Genomic DNA, 22,408 nt, shown 5'->3' on the forward strand with positions numbered 1-22,408 from the left:
GCCAAAAAAATAAGACAGTAGGAAATCCCTGGTTAAAACCAAAATTGGCTGATTTCAGCAAGCTATACATCGTACATTTTATATTCTTGTTGGCACAATCTGGGCGGAGTTTAATTTATATTGCGGATAGACAATTAAAGATGGGTATGGACATTAAGAAGAACCTTTCAATATTACAATGGCTCCCCAATTATAAGGCGTCAAATTTATTCGGCGATGTATCGGCTGGGCTTATTGTAGGCGTTTTACTTGTACCTCAAGGCATGGCCTATGCGATGCTGGCTGGATTGAACCCAATACATGGATTATATGCTGTGACGCTACCTTTGCTTGTGTATGCAGTTCTGGGTAGTTCCAGGCAACTAGCAGTAGGTCCAGGTGCAATGATTTCCTTACTTGTAGGGGCCGGTATAAGTAGCTTGTCACCTGATAGCTACCTTTCTTATTTTTATTATACTATCACCCTAGCCTTTCTGGTTGGTTTGATTCAATTCTCGATGGGCGTGTTTAAGTTGGGTTTTGTGGTCAATTTTATATCCCAACCAGTAATTAAAGGATTTACTTCCGCTGCCGCGCTTATAATAGGTTTCGGTCAAGTCAAAAATTTATTAAAACTTAATTTCCCCAACAGCAACCATATCCAAAACATCTTTAGTGGTATATTTTCTACAATTGACCAAACCCACTGGCTGACAATGGGCATTGGCCTGGTAGGGATAGTTATCATCAAATATGCAAAGAAAATACATCCTGCCATTCCCGGGTCATTGATTGCAGTTGTCCTGAGTATTGTTGTGGTGAAATTCATGGGGCTTTCAGATAGAGGTGTACTTGTTTTGGGAGAAGTACCAAGTGGGTTACCGGGTTTTTCTCTTCCCACTTTTGAAGTGAACACCTGGATGAGCTTATTCCCTATTGCCCTTACAATTGCTTTGGTTGGCTTTGCAGAAAGTTTTTCGATTGGCAAGACCTTACAGGCCAGGCATAAAAATTATCAAATCAATGCGAACAAAGAACTTATCGCTTTGGGGATGGCAAATATTAGCACTTCCTTTATCAGGGGTTTCCCTGTCACTGGCGGTCTTTCGAGGTCTGCAGTGAATGATCAGTCAGGAGCAAAAACGCCTTTATCTTCCATAATCAGCGCCGGATTAATTGTGCTGACCTTGGTGTTTTTTACCGCCTATTTTTATTACTTACCTTATGCTATATTAGCTGCGGTAATCATTGTGGCGGTTTCTAGCATCGTAGATTTTAAAGGGCCAATAGAGCTATGGACCAAAGACAGGAAAGATTTCTACATGTTTATGGCTACCTTCCTGGTAACCCTAACAATGGGTATTGTGTTTGGAATCCTTACTGGCATGATCCTCTCTTTAATGCTAGTGATTTACAGGGCCTCAAGGCCCCACATGGCACAGTTGGGCAGAGTTCCAGGGACCAACAATTTCAGAAACATTCAAAGATTTAATGATCTGGAAATAAATAAAGACCTCCTTATTGTAAGAATAGATGGGCCAATTTATTTTGCCAATGTGGATTATATCAATGATAAAATCAATCAATGGCGTAAAGAAAGAGCAGCCCCCATTAAAATGATATTTTTAAACATGGAAAGTGTGACAAGCTTGGACAGCACCGGAGTACAGTCAATACAATCCTGGATTAAAGAATGGAGGAACAATGACATTGACCTTTATATTATAGGTGCCAAAGGTCCTGTGAGAGATGTATTGGTAAAATGGCACCTGATAGAATCCATAGGGGAAGACCATGTTTTTTTAGACACCCATACAGCTAGCACTTATTATGAGAAAAATTTAGATGCCAAAAGCCTTCAGAAGTTAGGCCCATACGCCTTGCAAAGTAATTATAATACCAAATAACATAGGCTCCGAACAAAGTTCAGAGCCTATGTGCTTGCGATTATAATTAATCTTAAACCCTACAAAAATCTTTAATTCCTGAAAATTTCAGGTATACATTCCTTAACAGTAAGCTTAGGAAGGAATTTCTTTACCAGTGAATTATTGTTGGCCTTTTCTACATCGGAAAAGTCCATAGATCCACTTAATATATATACTTCAGAAGTTATATCAGCTTCTTTTATTTCATCTAAAAAATCCCATCCTGTCATTTGAGGCATAATTAAATCCAAAAACAAATATTTAGGATTGATAGCAGCAACCTGACCTGAAACCCCAACTGCTGATGAGAATTTATGGATTTTAAAAGGTACAGTTAAACTTTTTTTAATGTATTGCTCAGTAACAAAAGTACTTACCCTATCATCATCAATTATTACTATTTCCAACATCGAAATACAATTACACTATACTAAACCTCATTTTATATAGTGTAAAATTAATCAAAAAAAAATCACCTCCAAACATAGAGGTGATTTTTTATCATTTATTTTGCTATTCAAATACTGTTTTTTGTATTTAGACACAATTAATAGCGGTAAGCCAATTGAAAGAATACATTTAAAATAGAACTCTATTTATTAAGCAATCCCCTCAAATAAACTCCATACCCACTTTTACCTAGCTTTTCTGCCGCTTTCAAAAGGTTTTCTGCATTAATAAACCCATTTCTAAAGGCGATTTCCTCTATACAACCTATTTTTAAACCCTGTCTCTCTTCTATTACTTCGACGAATTGTGCTGCCTGAAGCAAGGACTGATGCGTCCCTGTATCCAGCCATGCAGTCCCCCTATTCAATATGCCTACTTTTAGTTTTTCCTTTTTCAAATAGGCTACATTAATATCTGTTATTTCTAACTCGCCCCTACTGCTTGGTTTTATATTTTTGGCAATTTCCACAACATCATTGTCATAAAAATAGAGGCCAGGAACTGCAAAATTAGACTTTGGAGTTATTGGCTTCTCTTCTATGCTCAATACATTATTGTCATCATCAAATTGAACAACACCGTATCGTTGAGGATCATTGACATGATAAGCAAAAACCACACCTCCATCTGGATCAGTGTGTGCCTTTAGCGTATTTTGTAAGCCAGTACCATAAAAAATATTGTCCCCTAAGATAAGGGCTACTTTATCTTTACCTATAAACTCCTCCCCAATGATAAAGGCTTGAGCCAAACCATCAGGACTAGGCTGAATGGCAAAGGTAAATTCACAACCAAGCTGACTTCCATCCCCAAGAAGTTTTTTAAATGCCTCATTGTCCTCTGGCGTAGTAATAATCATTATTTCATTGATTCCTGCCATCATCAGCACTGATAATGGGTAATAAATCATTGGTTTATCATAAACCGGCATTAACTGCTTACTTACTGCAATGGTTAATGGATAGAGACGAGTGCCCGAACCACCCGCTAAAATAATTCCTTTCATAAATACTGTAGTTTATCGCTATTAATATCAAAATTACACACAAAATAAAAAAAAAGGTTTTTGGTGCTAACCCACTAAAAAAAACACATAAAAACTATTTTTAAACTATATAATACCTATTTCAAACAAATAATAAACTTAACAAGTTACTAAATAAAGAGCAGAATTTCTGCAAGAATTATTTTTATTTACATCAACTTAACTAATTCCATGCAAGAATTGGTACTTTTGTGCGTTTAAAGAAATACTTGATTAACAATTAATTTAATCAGTTTTTATAAAATAGTATGAATAATTCCCTAATTACGTCTTGTCTCTTTCTTTTATTGTTAACAGGTTTGCATGTCAATTCTGCCCACGGACAAAACTTTTATAAAGAAAAAATCCCAAGGAACAATTTTTTACAAGCAGGAGTGGGGCTAGGAACAATTTATGCCGACAATGCCGGCGGCATAAGGAATCTTGACATTATAGTAAGGCCCGGTGTGTCATTTACCTATGGTAGAAAACTACTAAGGAACCTGGACGTGAGAGCCAATATCGGTTACCAAAGGTACCGAAGCCAGGATTTAGACTATTATAGTCCAATAGTCTTACAATCATGGATCTCCAACGACCAGGCAATTACAAGTAAGAACAATCTTTTGTTTTTTGACGTTATCCCAAGTTTGTATCTTTTTGGATCAGACAATCACACCTCAAGAAGAAAAATAAATGTTTATGGTGGAGCCGGCTTGGGTGTACTTATGAATTTTAATCAAACTACAAAGGTACATTTTGACGGTACCAGTAATCATAAAGACACTCAACTTACTAGCTATGTCCCATTTAGAGGTGGGATAAGCTATCGTCTAGACATTTACACCGACATTGCTTTGGAAGGCACATTGATGCTTACCTTTTCTGATACACTTGATGGCAATGAAGGTTTTAACCGACTCAATGACCATCCTTTAATTGGACAGATTGTAATAAGAAGATACCTCAACCCATTTAAACCAGTTTATTAAGTTTTCAAGCTTATTGAACAGGTTAAAACTATCCAATATCAAAGTCTTCATTTTAGGAGGAAAAGTCATTCCCTAATAACGACTTTTGGCTTTTATACTTTTTTTAAAAAAAAATAGTCAAAGGAAAGATTTTTACACCAGTCCCTTTCGACAATTTAATACCAGGTGATTTCATTCCACTGATTGAAGAATTGTTTATTTTCAACTGCTGCCCTCAATCCAAATAAATCACAGTCCTTATTTGCTCTCTTATTTATAACAACTTACCAAAGACTAAATCAGCCTCCCCTCCTTACAACAACACCATTAATTCTTATACTTAAAGGCCAATAGACATTCGTAAATGAACTTATTATCATTTAAATTGATTATTACATGTATATACACATAATTTAGATATATTATGAAATCATCTGTAAAATCAATTCGACCTTTAGGTACTCAATGGCCAACTCAGGACCCATTTTTATTCTGTGCTTATCACCATGATGTATTCCCTGAAGGAAATGCTGAAATGGGCCCGAAAACAGCTCTTTCAGGCAGAAATATAGGACAGGATTTTTCTGGTAAAGACGGCTGGAGTATGTATCACGGAAGTAAAGTTCCAGGTTTTCCTGCACACCCTCACAAAGGTTTTGAGACGGTGTCCATTGCAGAAAAAGGCTTGGTGGATCATTCAGACTCATTAGGCGCTGCAGGTAGATTTGGAAATGGAGACACCCAATGGATGACTGCAGGAGGAGGAGTAATGCACGCTGAAATGTTCCCGCTTCTCAATGAAGAGGACAAAAACGAGGTGCTTTTATTTCAAATATGGCTCAATTTACCTAAATCCAAAAAGAATGTGCCCGCCTACTTTAAAATGATGTGGAATGAACAAATTCCAATTATCAATAATAAGGACAAAAAAGGATTTGAAACATCCTTCAAAATTATAGCTGGGCAATTAGGTGAAACAAAAGCTCTGGCTCCTGCTCCAGATTCCTATGCAGCCGACCCTTCAAATGAAATAGCCATCTGGCTAATCAAGGCGGATGCGAATGCTACATTTACTATACCTGAGGTTACTTCGGGTACCAATAGAACATTGTTTTTCTATGAGGGTGATGAAATACAGATTAATGGACAAAGTGTCTCAAAAGGACAGGCGATTGAGCTGGGAGATCAGGTAGCCTACACCATAAAAAATGACAATCAAAAAGCCCATTTTCTATATTTACAGGGTAAACCCATTAATGAAAAAGTGGTTCAGCATGGGCCTTTCGTAATGAATAGTAATCTGGAAATTCAAGAAGCTGTTGGGGAATTTCAAAGGACTCAATTTGGCGGTTGGCCATGGGACAGTTATGAAAATGTACATGACAAAGCCAAGGGAAGATTTGCCATCCATGCCGATGGAAAGGTGGAAAATAAATAAATGAAACGGGTAGTTTGATAAACTACCCGTTTCTATTCGGGCCAGCAAGTTATCTAACATCCCTTTTCACCATAACCGCCTTAGGGCCTCGGCACATAAATTGGTTTATTTTTTTAATCGAAATACAAGATTACAAGGTTAGCCTCATGTCTTTTCCTTCTGGCTGTGCAACTATGGAAAACATACTAGGCGTTTTTTCAGGCCAGTTATTACATCTATCACATTTTTGTAGCCAAACAAAACTGGGCTGATTTCATATTAAATGGTCTTCTTCTTATAACTGATTCATAAACACTGTCATTTTCCATCAACTATTTGAAATTTCCTTAGTAGGCATTTATACCACTTGAAAAATGGAAAAACTTTCTTTTGAATTTTTCGATCTTTAAAAGAATGTAATCAATTTAATTATAGCTAACTTTAATAGTCAATACAGATAAACTCATATTATAAAGCGATAAAAGCAGTTTTAATGGATATTTTAGGATTGGATATTGGAGGCTCTGGTATTAAAGGCGCCCCAGTTAATATAGAAACTGGTCAATTGACCGCTGAAAGATTCAGAATCCCAACACCAACACCTACGAAGCCCGAAAGTGTCGCTGATACTGTTAAGGAAATAGTAGCTCATTTTAAATGGACTGGCCCGATTGGTTGTGGCTTTCCTACTGTTGTAAACAATGGGAAATGCATGACCAAAAGCAACATTCACAAAAGCTGGGTAGGCGTGCAGGTGGATCAATTGTTTTCAGAGAAAACCGGCTTGCCAGTAACTGTAATTAACGATGCTGATGCTGCTGGCTTGGCTGAAATGACCTTTGGAGCAGGCAAAAACAAAAAAGGTCTGGTAGTCACTGTAACGATAGGTACTGGTCTTGGCACTGGCGTATTTTATAATGGTATCCTAATTCCGAATTTTGAATTGGGAAGAACTTACTATAAAAATGGTGAAATTATTGAATATTTCGCTGCAGATTCGGCCCGACAAAAGGATAACCTTACTTATGCGGAATGGGGAAAACGTTTCAATAAATTCCTTAAACACACAGTAAGAATAATCTCTCCAGATTTATTTATTTTAGGTGGAGGGGCTAGTAAAAAAATGGATAAATTTGAAGACCAAATCACAGTAGATATCCCTGTGATCGCAGCCGAAAATAAAAATGAAGCTGGTATAATCGGGGCAGCAGTGGCCGCTTATCTTAAAGATAAAGGATAAGACAATACGTTTAAGCTTAAACCCAAAATAGCCACAATAGACAAACCTATTGTGTAGTATACCCCCTTCAATATCAGTCACTGTTTTTGTGGTTGCCGCATCAATTGACAGATCACATCTTGCCTTAAACTTTAATCCATTTTTTCTCGTTTCAAAAAGGAAATCCTTACTGTCTATTTAAAGTTACCTATCGGAAATGGCTTAGTGATTATGCTTATAAATAAAATAGCAAAGCCTAAATAGGACTTGGATTGTATTTGTGATAAATAAAAAGCTTTATATCTCCCACCCTACCTCACTCACCACATTTTTTTAAATGCCGTGAAATTCGGGTCATAATTAAGGCCTTCATACAGTCGTTTAAATAAGCATCTTATTTAAGTGGCCGATTTTTCTAAGTAATTTTTATTATTATTGTTTACCAAAATTTTAAAATCCTCCCCTCAATAGGTAATAAAGAGGGGCGAAAAGAAATATTATCTATCAAAACCAAAATAAAACCGCAATGAAAATGAAATACCTACTCCCTAGCCTTTTAATGATTGTTTTAATAGTCAACCAGGGTTTTGCCCAAAAGGTCAAAATGAAATCCATCTTCAATGGGAAAACATTAAAAGGATGGACTGTTAACCCTGAAGACAATATTTGGTGGGAAGTTAAAGATGGCAAAATCCACACTGAAAATGACCCTACAAAAACGGGATCTACCCTCTGGACCAATAAAGAATATGGTGATTTCATCGTTGAAATGGACTTCTTAATGGGGAAAGGAACAGTAGATTCCGGTATTTTCTTAAGGTCTGATAAAGACCAGATACAAATCGGTATTTCTGGCTCATTAAAAAGAGACATGACCGGTTCTCCCTATATCCCTGGAAAATCTTATCCTAAAGAGGCCAGTGGAGTAAAGGATTTATTAAAATTAAATGACTGGAACACAATGAAGGTCAAAGTGGTAGGTCAAACCTATACAGTTTGGTTAAACGGCCAGGAAGTAGTGACTTATCAATCAGAGAACATGCCTGAAAAAGGACCTATAGGACTCCAGTTACATCCAAGCAATGAAATGAGTATTGATTTTAAAAATATTAAAGTAGGTAAATTATAATACCCTATAATGTTTTTTCCGAGCACGAAAAATATCATAGGACAAGATGATTTATATCATGTATTGTTGTTTTAATATTTGCTTATTTTGAATAAATGCCAAATCATAAACGTTATTACAACAGTTTGGCAGAAATAGCAAGGTATTTAGACTTTAAAATAAACTGATCATGAAACGAATTATTGTTCCAATCGATTTTTCTCTTTATTCAGAAAATGCATTTTACAGTGCCGCAAAAATTGCAAGTAAAGGTGATGCAACGGTTACCTGCATAAACGTCATCCAATCTGATTTGGATTGGAACAATTTGTCTACTTCTGAAAAAATTAAAAATCAAGAAATTTTAGATTTAGAAGCAGAGGCAAAGGATAAATTGAAAGCTTTTGTGGCTACCCATAAAATTAAAAATACGCCTGTTGAGGCAGTGGTTGAAGTAGGGGTTCCTTTTCAGGTGCTTATAGACCTGGCTTTTAAGCAAAAAGCTGATTTAATAGTCATTGGTGCTTATGGTAAAAATCGTGAACCTGGAAAATTCATTGGATCCACTACTCAAAAAGTTTTCAGGAATGCACCATGTCCCGTTTTGGCAGTTAAAAACATAGTGGATGGCAGGGCCATGAAAAAATTGGTCTTTGCCTCCCTATTCAATGAAGCTAGCAAGCCAGCATTTGTTAGGTTGAAACCCTTCATTAAAAGCATTCGGACAGTAGTGCATTTTCTATTTATCAATACACCCGAAAACTTTATCGACACGGGCAAAGCGGAAGCTCGTATGGCCGAATATGCCTATGGACAAGAAGAGCTATTGATCCATCACCATATTTACAACCATGAGGAAGTAGAAAAAGGTATCATCGCTTTTGCAGAAAAAGAAAAAGCAGGCATTATTGCCATCGCATCCAATCTACGAAAATCAAACACTGCTTACCAGATAGGCGTTACTGACACCCTTCTCTACAAAACTGATATCCCAATATTAAGTTTAAAGTTTGAATAACAAACGCATCCTATCAACTATAGATTCACAGTTTTATAAGGGAAAATGCATGGCCTAATTGATTTAGTTATAACTATATTTTCACTCTTTTCGACACGCCAAGACCAGGCCAGTGTTTGGTCACAAATTAATAAAAGATCCCACAGAAATAGATTTACAGATAAATGTTCCTTAATTCAGGATTTTGAATTAAGGAACATTTACCTCTTTCTATTTGCCCATCTACAGCCTAAGCACCATTTGGTTAAAAGATTATTTTCCTTTTTTATCACCATTGCAATCGATTGCCTAATAATTATAATTTTATAAGATATTGCTTATCTTTATGGTCCTATTATAGTTTACAAAAATAGCACCATATTAAAATATTATACAAAAAAAACCCATACCATGAACAAACAAATTTTAAGTCTTTTTGCTTTGTCTATTTTCTTCCTGGCATCTTGTGCAAAACCAGCGGTAGAAACTGAAGACGGATGGACTAACTTATTTGACGGAGAAACCTTAGAAGGCTGGCATCAGCTGGATGGAGTAGCAGAATTTGAAGTAGTCGACGGTGTTATCGTCGGAACATCTGTTCCCAATACACCTAATTCTTTTCTGGCTACAGACAAGACCTATGGTGACTTCATACTAGAATTAGACATCCGAGTTGATGATGAATCAAGTAATTCGGGAGTAATGGCAAGAGGCCAGCATGACCCTGAAAGAAATGATGGCGCAGGAAGAGTATTTGGCTATCAAGTAGAATGTGACCCAAAAGAAAGAGCATGGTCAGGTGGTATTTATGATGAAGCCAGACGAGGATGGCTTTATCCCTTGACCTACAACCCTGACGCAAGAAGTGCTTTCAAATTAGGTGAATTTAACACCTATAGAATTGAATTTATTGGCAACAACCTTAAAACTTGGGTAAATGGTCAAGAGGTTGCTTATCTTGTTGATGACATGGATGCAACTGGCTTTATCGCGCTTCAAGTTCATGGAGTAGGCAAAAACCCGGAAAACGCAGGTAAAAAGACCTACTTTAGAAATATCAGGATTCAGACAGAAAACCTTACGCCAACACCTTTTGAAAAGGATGTATTTGTAGTAAGTACCATCGATAATGTATTGACTTCTTACGAAGCAGACAAAGGATGGAAACTTCTTTTTGATGGTAAAACAAGTGATGGATGGAGAAGTGCTAAAGGAGAAAATTTCCCTGAAGGTGGCTGGACAATCAATGACGGCGTATTGACAATTGAAGGAAAAGATGGCAGAGAGTCTGCAAATGCTGGTGATATTGTAACCAAAGATCAATACAGTGCATTTGACTTGGCTTTTGATTTTAAAATCACCGAAGGTGCTAACAGTGGTGTCAAATACTTTGTTACCCTAAATGAAAATAATTCTGGTTCTGCTATAGGATTAGAATACCAAATCCTTGATGATGAAAGACATCCTGATGCGAAAATGGGCAAAGATGGAAACAGAACCCTCTCTTCATTGTATGACCTGATTAAAGCTGACAAGCAAGACCGATTTGTTCGTCCTGTGGGAGAATGGAACAAAGGACGTTTGATCGTTTATCCAGACAATAGGGTTGAACATTACATCAATGGCTTAAAAGTGGTAGAATACACCAGAGGATCTGATGAATTCAGGGCATTGGTGGCTGAGAGTAAATACGCGAAGTGGGAAAATTTCGGGGAAGCGGAGCAAGGCCATATCTTGCTTCAGGATCACGGCGATGAAGTTCATTATAAGAACATCAAAATAAAAGAATTAAAATAAAGGAAGTATAAAAAACTAAAAGGTAAGCTCAACGGCTTACCTTTTTTTTTAAAAGAATGTAACAGCAGGCCAGAACCAAAAATTAAAAAAACCTTTATTTAATCCAAGGCTTTCCTGACAGATTTAAGGAATTCCTTTACTTTTTCAAAAGGGTCTCCAGGCCCCAATGTCTCTATAGGCAGGTAACCATTATAGTCACTACTTTTTATTATTTTCATCAAAGTTTTCAAATCCACAGGTTTTTGAGCACCTAAGTAGTTTACATTTTCTTTAATTTGCCAATTGACAGCATAGCGTATATTTTTGCTAATTTCCTCATAGGGATCTTTCAAAGAGTAGCTCCCAACATCCAATACCAAACCAAACCATTCTTCCCTTACATTCTCCATTATATAATTCACCTGGTCAGCAGACTTAATAAAATCATTGTGATTTTGCATGGCCACTATTACACCATTTTCAGCACCAAAAGCAGCGCACTCTTGCATGGCAGTAATTACCCCATCAGCCACTTCTTTCCATACTGCGCCCTCCACCTTTGCCTTCCCTGCGAAAACCCTTAGTACTGGTGCACCCATTTTGGCTGCCGCCACTATCCAGTTTTTTACCAATGCTATTTCTTTCCTCCTTTCGTCTGCATTCTGCAAAGTGAAATCATTTCTTACACCCGTACCGCTTATATCCAAGCCCCAATAATGCGCTTGTTTCTTGATGCCAAAAAGAACCTTATCTTCTGGAACAGCTGGATAGGAAGCAATATAATAAGCCGTCAAGTCAATTGCTGGAATTCCATTTTCAGCACAAAACTTAAACAAACCTTCGAGCGAAAGCGTCTTGTCACGCAATGAGGCATTGAAAGAAAAAGCATTTAAACTGAGCTTAAGATTTTTCTTTTGATTTTGTGGAGACGTTGAAATAGGGGCAAAACCCAAAAGTGGCAGAGCCGCCAAACCCATTCCTTTCTTTAAGAAACTTCTTCTTGCTTTATGGTTCATGGTATTTAAGTAAATGATTATTTAATTGGGGAATTTCGCTCAAGACGAATATTATTACCGTTAATTGATGTTTTAATAAACAAATGCACCGTTTTCACACTAATATAAACAACAAAATAGGATTCTCATGAAAATTGGGGCAATTTTAATTTATGCAATCGATTGGCTAAATCACCTAAAAATCTGGAATAAGCAAAAATAAATTTTTAATATTACTATTAGATTAAAAGAATAGATAATGCAAAACACAGCAAAACCTTCAAATAACACCTTCTTAACTGAGGATTTTCTTCTAAAAAATGATTTTGCCAAAGGGCTTTATCATGATCACGCTAAGAAAATGCCTATTATTGATTACCACTGTCATCTTTCGCCTAAAGACATCGCTGAAGACCGTCAGTTTGACAACATGACTTCCATCTGGCTCCATGGTGACCACTATAAATGGCGTGCTATGAGAACACTTGGCGTCAATGAAAAATACATCACAGGCGATTCAACTGATCAGGAAAAATTTGAAAGCTGGGCAAAAATTGTCCCTCAAACAATGAGAAACCCCTTGTTTCACTGGACACACCTGGAGTTAAAGGGTTATTTTGGTGTTGATCAATTGCTGAATGAAAATACCGCTTCTGATATCTATGCCCACACCACTGATCTCCTTCAACAAAAAGAATACAGTACTCGTGGACTGCTTTCTAAAATGAACGTAGAGGTAGTTTGTACCACAGACGATCCAATTGACAGCTTAGTTTATCACCAAAAAGCCAAAGCGGACAAACTTGCAATCAAACTTCTTCCTGCATTTCGTCCAGACAAAGCCTACGCTGTTGAAAACCCCGGTAACTACCTGAAATACCTGGAAAAGCTTACGGAAGTAAGTGGTATTTCCATTAATACATTTGATGATTTATTGGCCTCATTGGAAAATCGTGTCGCCTATTTTCATGAAAATGGAGGAAGACTATCCGACCACGGACTAGAGCAATTGTATTTTTACGATAACGACAAATATTCCATTGACAGTTTATTTGCGACTATTAAGAAGGGCGACAAAATCCAACCCGATGAGGTGAGATTTTTCAAATTCAAAACACTTACTGCTTTAAGCAAAATGTATCATGCTAAGGGATGGACGCAACAATACCACCTGGGAGCCCTAAGGAACACCAACGAGAGGATGCTAAGGATATTAGGCCCCGACACAGGGTTTGATTCAATTGGGGACTTTTCGCAAAGTGTAGCCCTTGCCAAGTACCTTAACAACCTTGACAGTACTGATCAATTGTCAAAAACCATTTTATACAACTTAAACCCTGCAGACAATGAGGTAATGGCTACTATGGTTGGGAATTTTAACGATGGCTCTGTAAAAGGAAAAGTACAGTTCGGATCCGGATGGTGGTACCTTGACCAAAAAGATGGCATGGAAAAGCAAATCAATACCCTTTCCAATATGGGAATTCTTAGTTGTTTCGTAGGGATGTTAACGGACAGCAGAAGCTTCCTCTCTTTTCCTCGCCATGAGTACTTTAGAAGAATTTTATGCAATCTAATCGGTCAGGATGTTGCCAATGGTGAACTGCCTGCTGATGAAGAATGGTTGGGTCAAATGGTAGAAGACATTTGCTACAGAAATGCCCGGAATTATTTCGGTTTTTATTAAACCGAATGAGTGTGGTTGGCAATACCTAAACACTAAACCGTTTAATAGGTAAAGTAACCTTATTGAGAGTGAACTGGCCAAAGTAAAAAGCTCCATGCAAATTGATTGCATGGAGCTTTTATTTGTTTAGATCAAGGATATAATCCAGATCAAACGGCTTCCTCTTGCTTTTTTTCAGGTTTATGGAAATAATGAGCAAGTCCGAAATACATTACTACGACAAAACATAGCATCGGAACATAATAGGAAAGGCGAATACTTCCGCTAATATCAGAAACTTGTCCCTGTATCGCTGTAATAAGTGCTCCTCCTAGTATGGCCATAATCAAACCAGAACCTCCCAGCTTGGTGTCATTGCCTAGTCCTTCTGCAGCCAGTCCATAGATAGTAGGAAACATCAGCGACATACACACCGATATCAACACAAGCGCTATAACAGCGGTCATTCCACTGGCATAAATCACTATAAAACTAAGTAGAATCGCTAATAGCGAAGAAAATGCCAATAGAATAGAAGGTTTAAAGTACTTCATCAATATTGTAAAAAGAAAACGACTCCCGGCAAAAAGCACCAAAGAAATCAAATAGTAATCCGAGGCCCCACTTTCCATGACGTCAAGCTCTGTCATTACATACCTAATGGTATAGGACCAGACCCCAATCTGAGCGCCAACATAGAAGAACTGCGCCATTACACCTCTTACATAATTTTTATTTTTAAACAGTCTTTTAAAGCCACTGATCACGCCATCTTTCTCTGTCTCCTCAGAAGCTACGGGCATTTTTACCGCACGAATGATAAACCATACCACGATCAGAAACAAAGCAACTCCAACATAAGTACTTACTACCCCAGCCAATTCATCTGCCTGCATTGCTTCAAGTGCTTCAGGTGTCATATTGGTTCGATCTGTTGCCTCAGCAGTATTAAGCTTAGATAGAATAAATATTTTACTTAAAAAAACACCTATTACAGATCCAATTGGATTGAAGGATTGCGCCAGGTTAAGCCTTTGAGTGGCTGTTTCGGGTGGCCCTATTACCAATATATACGGATTGGCAGCTGTTTCCAAAATGGAAAGACCTCCTGCAAGCACATACAATGCAACTAAGAAAAACCCGTATGACATCATCATTCCAGCGGGATAAAAAAGCAAAGATCCCAAGGCAAAAAGCCCTAATCCCAAAAGGATTCCAGATTTATAAGAATACTTTCTAATGAAAATTGCTGCCGGCAAAGCGAGACAAAAATAGGACCCATAAAAGGCCAACTGAATCCATGAGGTCTGGAAATCTGTCATGCTCATGATTCTTTTGAAAGCTGCCAGAAGGGTGTCCGTCATATTGTGGGCGACCCCCCACAACATAAACAAGCAGGTGAGCAATAGAAATGGCCAGAAATTCTTTTTAGAAATTAATTCTGCCTTAACTGGGTTTATTGTTTGACTCATTGGTGGTTTAGATTATTTGGTTTCTCATAAATAAGGGAAATCCGAAATTAAGGATTTATCTTTTAATTCCCTCCAAAATCCTTGGGGCAAGGGTGTTTCTGAAGCAATGATGTTTTTTTCTACCAATTCGGGTTTATTAACGCTTAGCGCCACACTGTTTACCCCAGGTACTGTCAATGAAAATTGGATACAGGCGTGAAAAGGGGCGACATTGTGCCGCTTGCAAACCTCGAAGAACAAACTTCTCCACTGAATTTTTATTTGATCTTCTGGGTCTGTTGAGTCAAGTTTTTTATAATCAAAAAAGTCTTCCCCTGTCAAAAAACCTGATTGAAAAATGGCTGCTATGATGATTCCTACTTCATCCTTTTTCAAAACCTCCATAAAATTCATTAATTCAGGGGGATGATGAATGAGTGAAAGACTATTGGCAACCATTACATAGTCCAGCGGTACCTGATCATATATTTCTCTGATTATTTTCCAGTCCTTCGCTCCCACTCCTATTCCTTTCACTTTGCCCGCCTCCTTCAATTCCTTCATGGCTGAAATGGCTCCTAAGAGCTCTTTCCACAATCCTTCTCTCTCTTCTTCTGTCTTTGCCTTGGCCAAAAACTCATCTGGGTCATGAAGAGATATCAACTGTGGAACATAAGCATTTAAAAGTGAATTGTCTTTTTCGAAGCATTCCAAAATGCCGTTATAACTAATCTTCTGAACAGCATCATGTTTTATACCTTTCCATATATTGGGCTCGAAAAGTGGTTCAGGGGTAGTAAGGGGGATCCTTGTCCAGCCCAGTTTGTTGGTAATAATAACATTACTGCGTGGTATGCCCTCTTCCTTTAAAAACTCACCCAATACTTCCAGTGCCAAGCCTGCCCCGTATTTACCTGCAGTATCAAAGACGGTATATGGGCTGGTCTTGTGGAAAGCTTCCTTTAGGATAGCTTTTTTTTCTGCTTTTGAATAGGTCTGGAATAGATTTCCCAGCGCACTGCTCCCAAAGATGATTGATGGAAAATATAAGCCTGTTTTACCAAATGGCTTCGTAATCATTTCTCAAAAGGTTCAAGGCGTATCAAAGGTTTAATTTTGTTTTATACCAAAGTGTCTGTCCCTGGTAAATGTTTCGAGGTGACGATGTTTTTTTGATTCATAAATATCCGCAATGGTGATCAATATCCCCGTCTCTTCTACGGCTCCAAACTCATAATTCATTGCAGTGCCGAAAATTTTCATTGTGGAGGACAAGTTCATATAGGTATTGATCAATGGGGGTATATTTTCACCTAAGGACCTCACTTTTGAATTGAGTATTTTATATCCTTCCTTATACGCTACTCCGTCAAATATCCCTTTAAAATTATTTACGTCAGTTTTATATCCCAATGATTTTATTGGTAAAATTAATTCATCCTTGTCTGGGAAGTAATGATGCATAAAATAAATCAATAAATCCCTTGCCTCTGCGTTATAATGCGGATACATGGTCACCTTTCCAAATAGATATTTGATGTCCGGATTGATCATTACAACTGCCCCCAGACCGTCCCACAAATTGTCAAGGGAAAAGATTCCCTTCCTATTGTCTATACTTGGTTGGTATTTTGGTTGAACAAATGATCTTCCCAATTCTATAGTAGAGGGTAAGTAATCCTCAATAAAAGCATTTGAGAAATTAAAAAGGTGTGCTGTAGAAAGATTCACTGAACCCTTTTCTGTCAATCCCGCATCAGAGCATTTGATCAATCTATACCCCGCAATGATTTCTTCATCTTCAGGATTCCATGCGATCAGCTGATCGTAGCATTTTTCGCAGGTATCGTTCTCATCTAAATCCAAAGGCAATCCTGTTCCTCCTCCCGCTGCACGAAAGGATATCTCACGTAGCCTACCGATTTCTTTCAGCACATTTGGTGCATTGTGCTGATTGACCAAATAGATTTCATTTTCCCCATTGTTTACATATCTTAAAAATCGATCGGGTATCAATTCATTTTTAATAGCATCCCTTTCAATCGGGTTGATAATGTCTTGCATAAATCCTACTTGTCTTGGACAATATTGTAAACTATTTTCTTGACCTCTTCTGCCCAATATTTATCCGTTTTAGAAGCATCAAAATACTTGTAAGAAATCGGTTTTCCTATATGGACAACAATTTTTTTGTTTTTTTGGGCAAACATTTCATCTGCCAAATAAAACATTTCAATATTAGCCTTTACTCCCAACTTTTTCCTAAGGTTGGCCAAATTATAAAAAAAAGATGAATTTCTCCCTTCTATATATATAGGAACAATATCTTTTTTATATTTCTTTGCTTTGTTAATGAAGCTTTTTTTCCATTCTAAATCTTCAATTCCAGTTTCCTGCTTGCGAGAAACCAAGCCTGCTGGAAAGATAATAACCCCATTATCTGAGGCATAGGTAGCCTCTATAAGCTCAACACCTCTTTTGCCATGCCCTCCATGTTTATTAATGGGCACAAACAATTTACCAAAATTGGGGATATTCATCAATACATCATTGACCAAAAACCTTAAATCTTCTCTATATGCTCCTAAAACATGCATCAATACGATACCATCCAATCCTCCAAGTGGATGATTGGATGCGAAAATAACATTTCCTTCTAATGGGATGTTTTCTTCATGTTTCACCTCTATCTCCATCCCAAACTCCTTTATTAAGGCATTAACAAATGCTAATTCTTTCAAATCATCATTTCGAGCCATAATCTCATTGACCTCATCTTCATGAGCAATTCTCTTGATATAAGAGAGTAAAAAACCGGGAATCCACTTCAGTAAACCAGGATTCTTTTTACCAATTACTTTCTCTATTTCAACGAATTTCTCCTTTGTCACGTATAACCTGTTTAATTAATAGAATTGCATTATTGCGCCCAAAAGGTATACACTTGAAATTCAGCTCAATAAGTTTAATACTGATGAATTTCAAATAGCAACCAGTGGATTTCCTGATTAAAATTAAAAACAAAAATACAGAAATAAATTTGTCAGTTTCAATTCATTCATGATTCACCCCTAGGATTTTTTTGCTACGACCATTTAATTAAAGATTTAGTATATTGAATTCCAACTCTATTCTTTCTCGATTTTAGCGATTGAACAACCCAAAAAGATTAATTCATGAAAATAGCAATAACAGGAGCCACCTCAGGAATTGGCGCAGAAAAAGTAAAAGCATTGGCTCCATTATGTGAACATCTATTCCTTCTGGTCAGAAATGAAGAAAAAGCCAGACAACTTATCCAATCACTGCCTTCTCTAAATGACAAATGCACAGTAATTTACTGTGACCTTTCGGACTTAAAATCTGTATCCAAGGCAGCCGCTACTCTATCCAAAAAAACTCAAAGGCTGGATGTACTCATAAATAATGCTGGTGGTATATTTCCAGAAAAAAAAATAACAGCCGATGGGCATGAGCTGACATTTTCTGTAAACCATTTGGGTCATTTTCTTCTGACCTATCTTTCCATTCCCTTGCTGAGGAAGAGAAAAGGGGCAAAAGTCATCAGTGTAAGTTCAGAGGCTTACAAAGCCGCTGGGGTCGATAATAAAGACCTCGAACTTAAAGATAAATTCAGTTCTTTTAAAGCCTATGCCAATGTGAAATTGTATAATATTCTCTTTATAAAGTCTTTGGCAGAGAAATATAGCCATGACAATATATCTGCTTATGCTTTACACCCTGGAGTAGTCAATACTAACTTTGGAAACCAAAGCAGTGGTATTTTCAAATTCTTACTCTTTTTCGCCAAACCCTTTATGATTGGTCCGAAAAAGGGGGCACAAACAGGGATTTTCCTGGCAACAACTGAACAAGTCCCGAGTAACAATGGGGCTTACTTCAAAAATTCAAAAGCCACAAAAACAAATGCTACAGCCTCTTCCAAGCCTTTAAGAGATCTACTTTGGGAATACAGCTTAGCCGAAATTCAACCTTTTCTAACAGAAACCATCCCTAAATAAAGTTTTGTTTCCTATAAATAGGCCTTGGAAGACCTAATTTAGAGAACAAGCCGCCAACCAAATAGTAATAAAAGGATTCCAGTGATTGGGAAAATTGAATTAACCATCATAAAAAACCTAAATTTTATTCGCTGGCTTCAATGGTAATGGTTTTGGATATTATTGAACCCGTCATAAAATACCCCAACACCTGTCCTGCACCATTAGAGGCAACAATATTGGATTTTGGGTTTTCGGGAGGAGGACTAAAAAGACCACCATCATTGGAAAGTAGGGAAACAAACTGGTTCAGGTAATCATAGGCATTTTCATTTAATCTGATCAATTGTAGTTTTACCTTATCATTTTCCTCGAAAGCGAATCCATTCAATTCAAATCCATTGTCAAGTATATTGTTTCCAAAGGTATCATCAAAAAGAAAATAATCATCTGAACTGTTTAGAAGCGTATCATTTCTTGTTAGAAGCAATCGGTAAAAATTCCCCTCTTCAAAAGGAATTTTACCATATAATGTTAAAAAATAACCTTCATCTGCAAAAAATCTTTCTTCCTCAAAAACATAAGTTATACTGTCTAGAATGGGTGGTTCTTGCGTTATTCCTTCACTGGTATACTCATTGTCCTCTAATAATACCTGTAAGGTGTATTGGTGTCCTGTAACGGCTTTCTGATTATTTAATGGTAAATAATAACCCAATTCTTCTACAAACATAAAGTCAACTGTTTCTCCTGAGTCCTTGTCTTTTATGCTTACAGATGCATTCTTGGCCACCTCATTGTCCAAGGTGTCATAAAAGTCCCTGGTATAAGTAATCTTAACGTGATTTTCCGAGGCATCATCTGTCCAAATCGCTTCAATTACAGGCTTTTTTGGCGTGTTTCCGAAATCAAGTTTCACTTCTTCCTGACAGCTCAGAAGTGAAACAAGGCTTATAATTATTCCTAATTTTTTCATTTTTCTTAAAAAGTAAAATTGTAAGTTACTGAAGGTAAAATCCCAAATAAATAGGTCTTAATCACTCCCGGTCTCTGGGAGAATACTTCTAATCCTTCATTAGTGTCGAATTTTATATCGTTGTTCTTAATGTCTGTAAATTCGTAGGAGAACGGATTCTTTCTCCCATAGGCATTGTAAACACTAAAGTTCCAACTCCCCTTCCACCATCTGCCCTTGTCTTTATTTTTTAGGGTCAATGACAAATCCATCCTATGGTAATCAGGAAAACGACTATTGTTTCGGTATTCGTCATATATTGGCAAACGTTGGTTATCCAACACATACGAACCCACAGGAAAGGTAACGGCCACACCCGTGGTATAAACAAATGTACCTGAAAAAGACAATCGTTCATTGAGTTGATGGGTTAACACCAGACTCACATCGTGGGGTCTGTCGAACCTCGGATTATAAGGTAATCCCATATTGATTCCATCTATTTTTCTATAAGTCCTTGACCATGTATAACTCAGCCAGCCAGTAGTCTTGCCAACATTTTTCCTCAATAGAAATTCCAAACCATAGGCCCAGCCATTCCCAGTACGAATTTCAGTCTCTACATTGTCTTTAAACAAGACATCGGCGTTCTGCTTGAGGTCAATGACATTCCTAAAATCACGGTAATACCCCTCTAAAGACAGTTCCCACTTGTTGTCATTTAAGTTTTTAAAGAAGCCAACTGAAACCTGGTCGCTTCGAATAGGCTTAATGTACTCACCTGCAGGTATCCATCTGTCGATGGGGAGGCCAGCAGAAGAATTAGAAGCCACTTGAATGTATTGATAATTTCGATTATAACTTCCTTTCATGGCCAATCCATCCGTGAGGAGATAGCGAAGTGCAACTCTTGGTTCGAGCCCATCGAAAAACTTCATCCTTTCTCCAAAACTATAACTTATAGTATCGGATACCACACCATCGCTTGGTTCATCATTTTCATAGAGATAATTCACACCATTACCTATTTGCTGATAGGCGCTCCAGCGAAGCCCCGCCTCCACACTTAACTTCTCTGAAATTTCGGAGGTTGTCGCAACGAAGAAACTGTTTTGAAAGCCAACTCTGGTAGTGGATTCAAAGGGTTGAATATTTTCCGAATCACTAAATTGTAGGTCAACTGGCGCGAAATAGTACAGCTGGCTATGAACACCGAATTTAACTTCTGTATTTTCTCGTGGTATATACGTAAAGGCTACTTTGCCTCCAGTTTCAGAAAAATAATTTGACCAATCAAAGCCATTGTCTTCGTCTGAAACCATTATTCTGTATTTGTAAAAACTATAATAAGCAGTCGCATCCAAGAACCATTTATCGTTAATTTGTCTGTCCCATTTAAAAGAATTGATCCAATTATTCCATCCAAGCCCAAATTGTCCAGACAAACCCAGGTAATCACTTCCATAATAGGTGGACAAGGTAAATTTATTTTTCTGCCCATTCCGCCACATTAGCTTTCCACTCAGGTCATAAAAATACAATTGATTTTGGTTGAGAGACTCGTCGGAAGACAATCCTAGAAACACGTCTGCGTAGGTCCGCCTTGCAGATACTAAGAAAGAAGCATCTTCTGAAAACAAGGGCCCATCCACTGTTAATCGAGAACTAATACTTCCTATACCACCACTGCCCTTCAATTTCTTCGTATTGCCTTCTTTCAAAGAAATATCCACTAGAGAAGATGCTCTCCCTCCAAAATTGGCAGGTATATTCCCTTTATACAAGGCCACATCACTTATGGCATCAGGATTAAAAACAGAGAAAAACCCAAAAAAGTGAGAAGGATTGTAAATCGGTGCTCCATCTATTTGAATTAAGTTTTGATCTGAGGAACCACCTCTGACAAAAAGGCCCGTTGTGCCTTCTCCTGCTGTGTTCACACCAGGAAGAAGTTGAATACTCCTTAGAAGATCTACTTCACCAAATAGTGCTGGTATTCGCCGCAATTCCTCTCCTGAAATTTCATTCTTACCAATGGCTGTACTTTTAACATTGTAATCTTGTCTCCGTTCGGAAACCACCACTTCAGAGAGATTTAATTCTTCAGGGCTCAGAAAAAACTTTAATCCGGCCAATTCATCTTTATCATTAAAAGACCTTGTGACGATTTTGTAACCCAAAAAGCTAATGTTTAAATTATTCGGGAATGGTTCTACTGGGAGTGAAAAAAGCCCATTTTGATCGGTTACTGTACCTCTAGCGGGTTGGTTTTCCCAATAAATAGCTGCTCCGGGCAATGGTTCGCCAGATTCACCATCAAGCACCTGTCCATTGACTTTACTTATATTCTGAGCAATTGAATCGTGTTTCTCATAGAAAACCAAAAAAACAATTAAAAAACATACATACTTGAAGGACACATCGTTAAAACCGAGCATTATTTTATTCGTAAGATTAGTTGGTAAAACATC

18 protein-coding genes are annotated in these 22,408 nt (G+C 37.5%); 9 read left to right on the forward strand and 9 right to left on the reverse strand.

Annotated features, from left to right (window positions below):
- The first annotated feature begins 146 nt into the window (after window positions 1-146).
- Complete coding sequence (locus tag AC0L7T_RS23660) at window positions 147-1,886, forward strand: SulP family inorganic anion transporter (RefSeq protein ID WP_473338871.1); 1,740 nt, start codon at window positions 147-149, stop codon at window positions 1,884-1,886.
- 71 nt (window positions 1,887-1,957) lie between these two features.
- Here the strand turns inward: AC0L7T_RS23660 and AC0L7T_RS23665 are convergent, their stop codons facing one another.
- Both AC0L7T_RS23665 and rfbA read right to left on the reverse strand, forming a co-directional pair.
- Entirely contained in the window at window positions 1,958-2,317 is a 360-nt protein-coding gene (locus AC0L7T_RS23665; RefSeq protein WP_473338873.1) for a response regulator, read from the reverse strand.
- A 182-nt stretch (window positions 2,318-2,499) separates the two neighbouring features.
- Window positions 2,500-3,363 carry a glucose-1-phosphate thymidylyltransferase RfbA gene (gene rfbA, locus AC0L7T_RS23670; protein WP_473338874.1) on the reverse strand — a complete coding sequence of 288 codons (864 nt, stop codon included), beginning with the start codon at window positions 3,361-3,363 and terminating at the stop codon, window positions 2,500-2,502.
- Window positions 3,364-3,650: 287 nt separating this feature from the next.
- Between rfbA and AC0L7T_RS23675 the strand changes: the two genes are divergently transcribed.
- The 6 genes from AC0L7T_RS23675 to AC0L7T_RS23700 all read left to right on the forward strand — a co-directional run bounded on the left by AC0L7T_RS23675 (window position 3,651) and on the right by AC0L7T_RS23700 (window position 10,890).
- Window positions 3,651-4,373 carry a hypothetical protein gene (locus AC0L7T_RS23675; protein WP_473338875.1) on the forward strand — a complete coding sequence of 241 codons (723 nt, stop codon included), beginning with the start codon at window positions 3,651-3,653 and terminating at the stop codon, window positions 4,371-4,373.
- Window positions 4,374-4,776: 403 nt separating this feature from the next.
- Window positions 4,777-5,790: a pirin family protein gene (locus AC0L7T_RS23680; RefSeq protein ID WP_473338877.1), complete on the forward strand. Its 1,014-nt coding sequence runs from the start codon at window positions 4,777-4,779 to the stop codon at window positions 5,788-5,790.
- A gap of 472 nt (window positions 5,791-6,262) precedes the next feature.
- Window positions 6,263-7,009 (forward strand): polyphosphate--glucose phosphotransferase, encoded by a 747-nt coding sequence (gene ppgK, locus AC0L7T_RS23685; RefSeq protein ID WP_473338879.1) that lies wholly within the window; start codon window positions 6,263-6,265, stop codon window positions 7,007-7,009.
- A 511-nt stretch (window positions 7,010-7,520) separates the two neighbouring features.
- Window positions 7,521-8,117 carry a 3-keto-disaccharide hydrolase gene (locus tag AC0L7T_RS23690; RefSeq protein WP_473338881.1) on the forward strand — a complete coding sequence of 199 codons (597 nt, stop codon included), beginning with the start codon at window positions 7,521-7,523 and terminating at the stop codon, window positions 8,115-8,117.
- A 169-nt stretch (window positions 8,118-8,286) separates the two neighbouring features.
- Window positions 8,287-9,114 carry a universal stress protein gene (locus AC0L7T_RS23695; RefSeq protein WP_473338882.1) on the forward strand — a complete coding sequence of 276 codons (828 nt, stop codon included), beginning with the start codon at window positions 8,287-8,289 and terminating at the stop codon, window positions 9,112-9,114.
- Between the two features lie 390 nt (window positions 9,115-9,504).
- Window positions 9,505-10,890, forward strand: coding sequence for a 3-keto-disaccharide hydrolase (locus tag AC0L7T_RS23700; protein WP_473338883.1), 1,386 nt, complete (start codon window positions 9,505-9,507; stop codon window positions 10,888-10,890).
- Between the two features lie 98 nt (window positions 10,891-10,988).
- Here the strand turns inward: AC0L7T_RS23700 and AC0L7T_RS23705 are convergent, their stop codons facing one another.
- The gene (locus AC0L7T_RS23705) at window positions 10,989-11,885 is read right to left on the reverse strand and encodes a sugar phosphate isomerase/epimerase family protein (RefSeq protein WP_473338885.1); all 897 of its coding nucleotides are present in this window, start codon (window positions 11,883-11,885) and stop codon (window positions 10,989-10,991) included.
- A 238-nt stretch (window positions 11,886-12,123) separates the two neighbouring features.
- Between AC0L7T_RS23705 and uxaC the strand changes: the two genes are divergently transcribed.
- Entirely contained in the window at window positions 12,124-13,551 is a 1,428-nt protein-coding gene (gene uxaC, locus AC0L7T_RS23710) for a glucuronate isomerase (protein ID WP_473338886.1), read from the forward strand.
- Window positions 13,552-13,700: 149 nt separating this feature from the next.
- Here the strand turns inward: uxaC and fucP are convergent, their stop codons facing one another.
- From fucP to AC0L7T_RS23730, 4 genes are read right to left on the reverse strand one after another with little or no spacing between them, the layout of a single operon-like run.
- The gene (gene fucP, locus AC0L7T_RS23715; RefSeq protein WP_473338888.1) at window positions 13,701-15,002 is read right to left on the reverse strand and encodes an L-fucose:H+ symporter permease; all 1,302 of its coding nucleotides are present in this window, start codon (window positions 15,000-15,002) and stop codon (window positions 13,701-13,703) included.
- 24 nt (window positions 15,003-15,026) lie between these two features.
- Complete coding sequence (locus tag AC0L7T_RS23720) at window positions 15,027-16,061, reverse strand: aldo/keto reductase (protein WP_473338889.1); 1,035 nt, start codon at window positions 16,059-16,061, stop codon at window positions 15,027-15,029.
- A gap of 30 nt (window positions 16,062-16,091) precedes the next feature.
- The gene (locus tag AC0L7T_RS23725; RefSeq protein ID WP_473338892.1) at window positions 16,092-17,045 is read right to left on the reverse strand and encodes a GNAT family N-acetyltransferase; all 954 of its coding nucleotides are present in this window, start codon (window positions 17,043-17,045) and stop codon (window positions 16,092-16,094) included.
- Window positions 17,046-17,050: 5 nt separating this feature from the next.
- Window positions 17,051-17,872 (reverse strand): 1-acyl-sn-glycerol-3-phosphate acyltransferase, encoded by an 822-nt coding sequence (locus AC0L7T_RS23730; RefSeq protein ID WP_473338893.1) that lies wholly within the window; start codon window positions 17,870-17,872, stop codon window positions 17,051-17,053.
- Between the two features lie 285 nt (window positions 17,873-18,157).
- Between AC0L7T_RS23730 and AC0L7T_RS23735 the strand changes: the two genes are divergently transcribed.
- Window positions 18,158-19,003, forward strand: a complete 846-nt coding sequence (locus tag AC0L7T_RS23735) for an SDR family NAD(P)-dependent oxidoreductase (RefSeq protein WP_473338895.1) — start codon at window positions 18,158-18,160, stop codon at window positions 19,001-19,003.
- A 124-nt stretch (window positions 19,004-19,127) separates the two neighbouring features.
- On the opposite strand, the gene AC0L7T_RS23740 is transcribed toward AC0L7T_RS23735, so the two are convergent.
- Entirely contained in the window at window positions 19,128-19,958 is an 831-nt protein-coding gene (locus AC0L7T_RS23740; RefSeq protein ID WP_473338897.1) for a DUF4249 family protein, read from the reverse strand.
- 5 nt (window positions 19,959-19,963) lie between these two features.
- A complete protein-coding gene (locus tag AC0L7T_RS23745; RefSeq protein WP_473338899.1) occupies window positions 19,964-22,375 on the reverse strand; it encodes a TonB-dependent receptor in 2,412 nt (803 codons plus the stop codon).
- Window positions 22,376-22,408 lie beyond the last annotated feature (33 nt).

Source organism: Cyclobacterium sp. 10D3-21 (assembly GCF_055809755.1).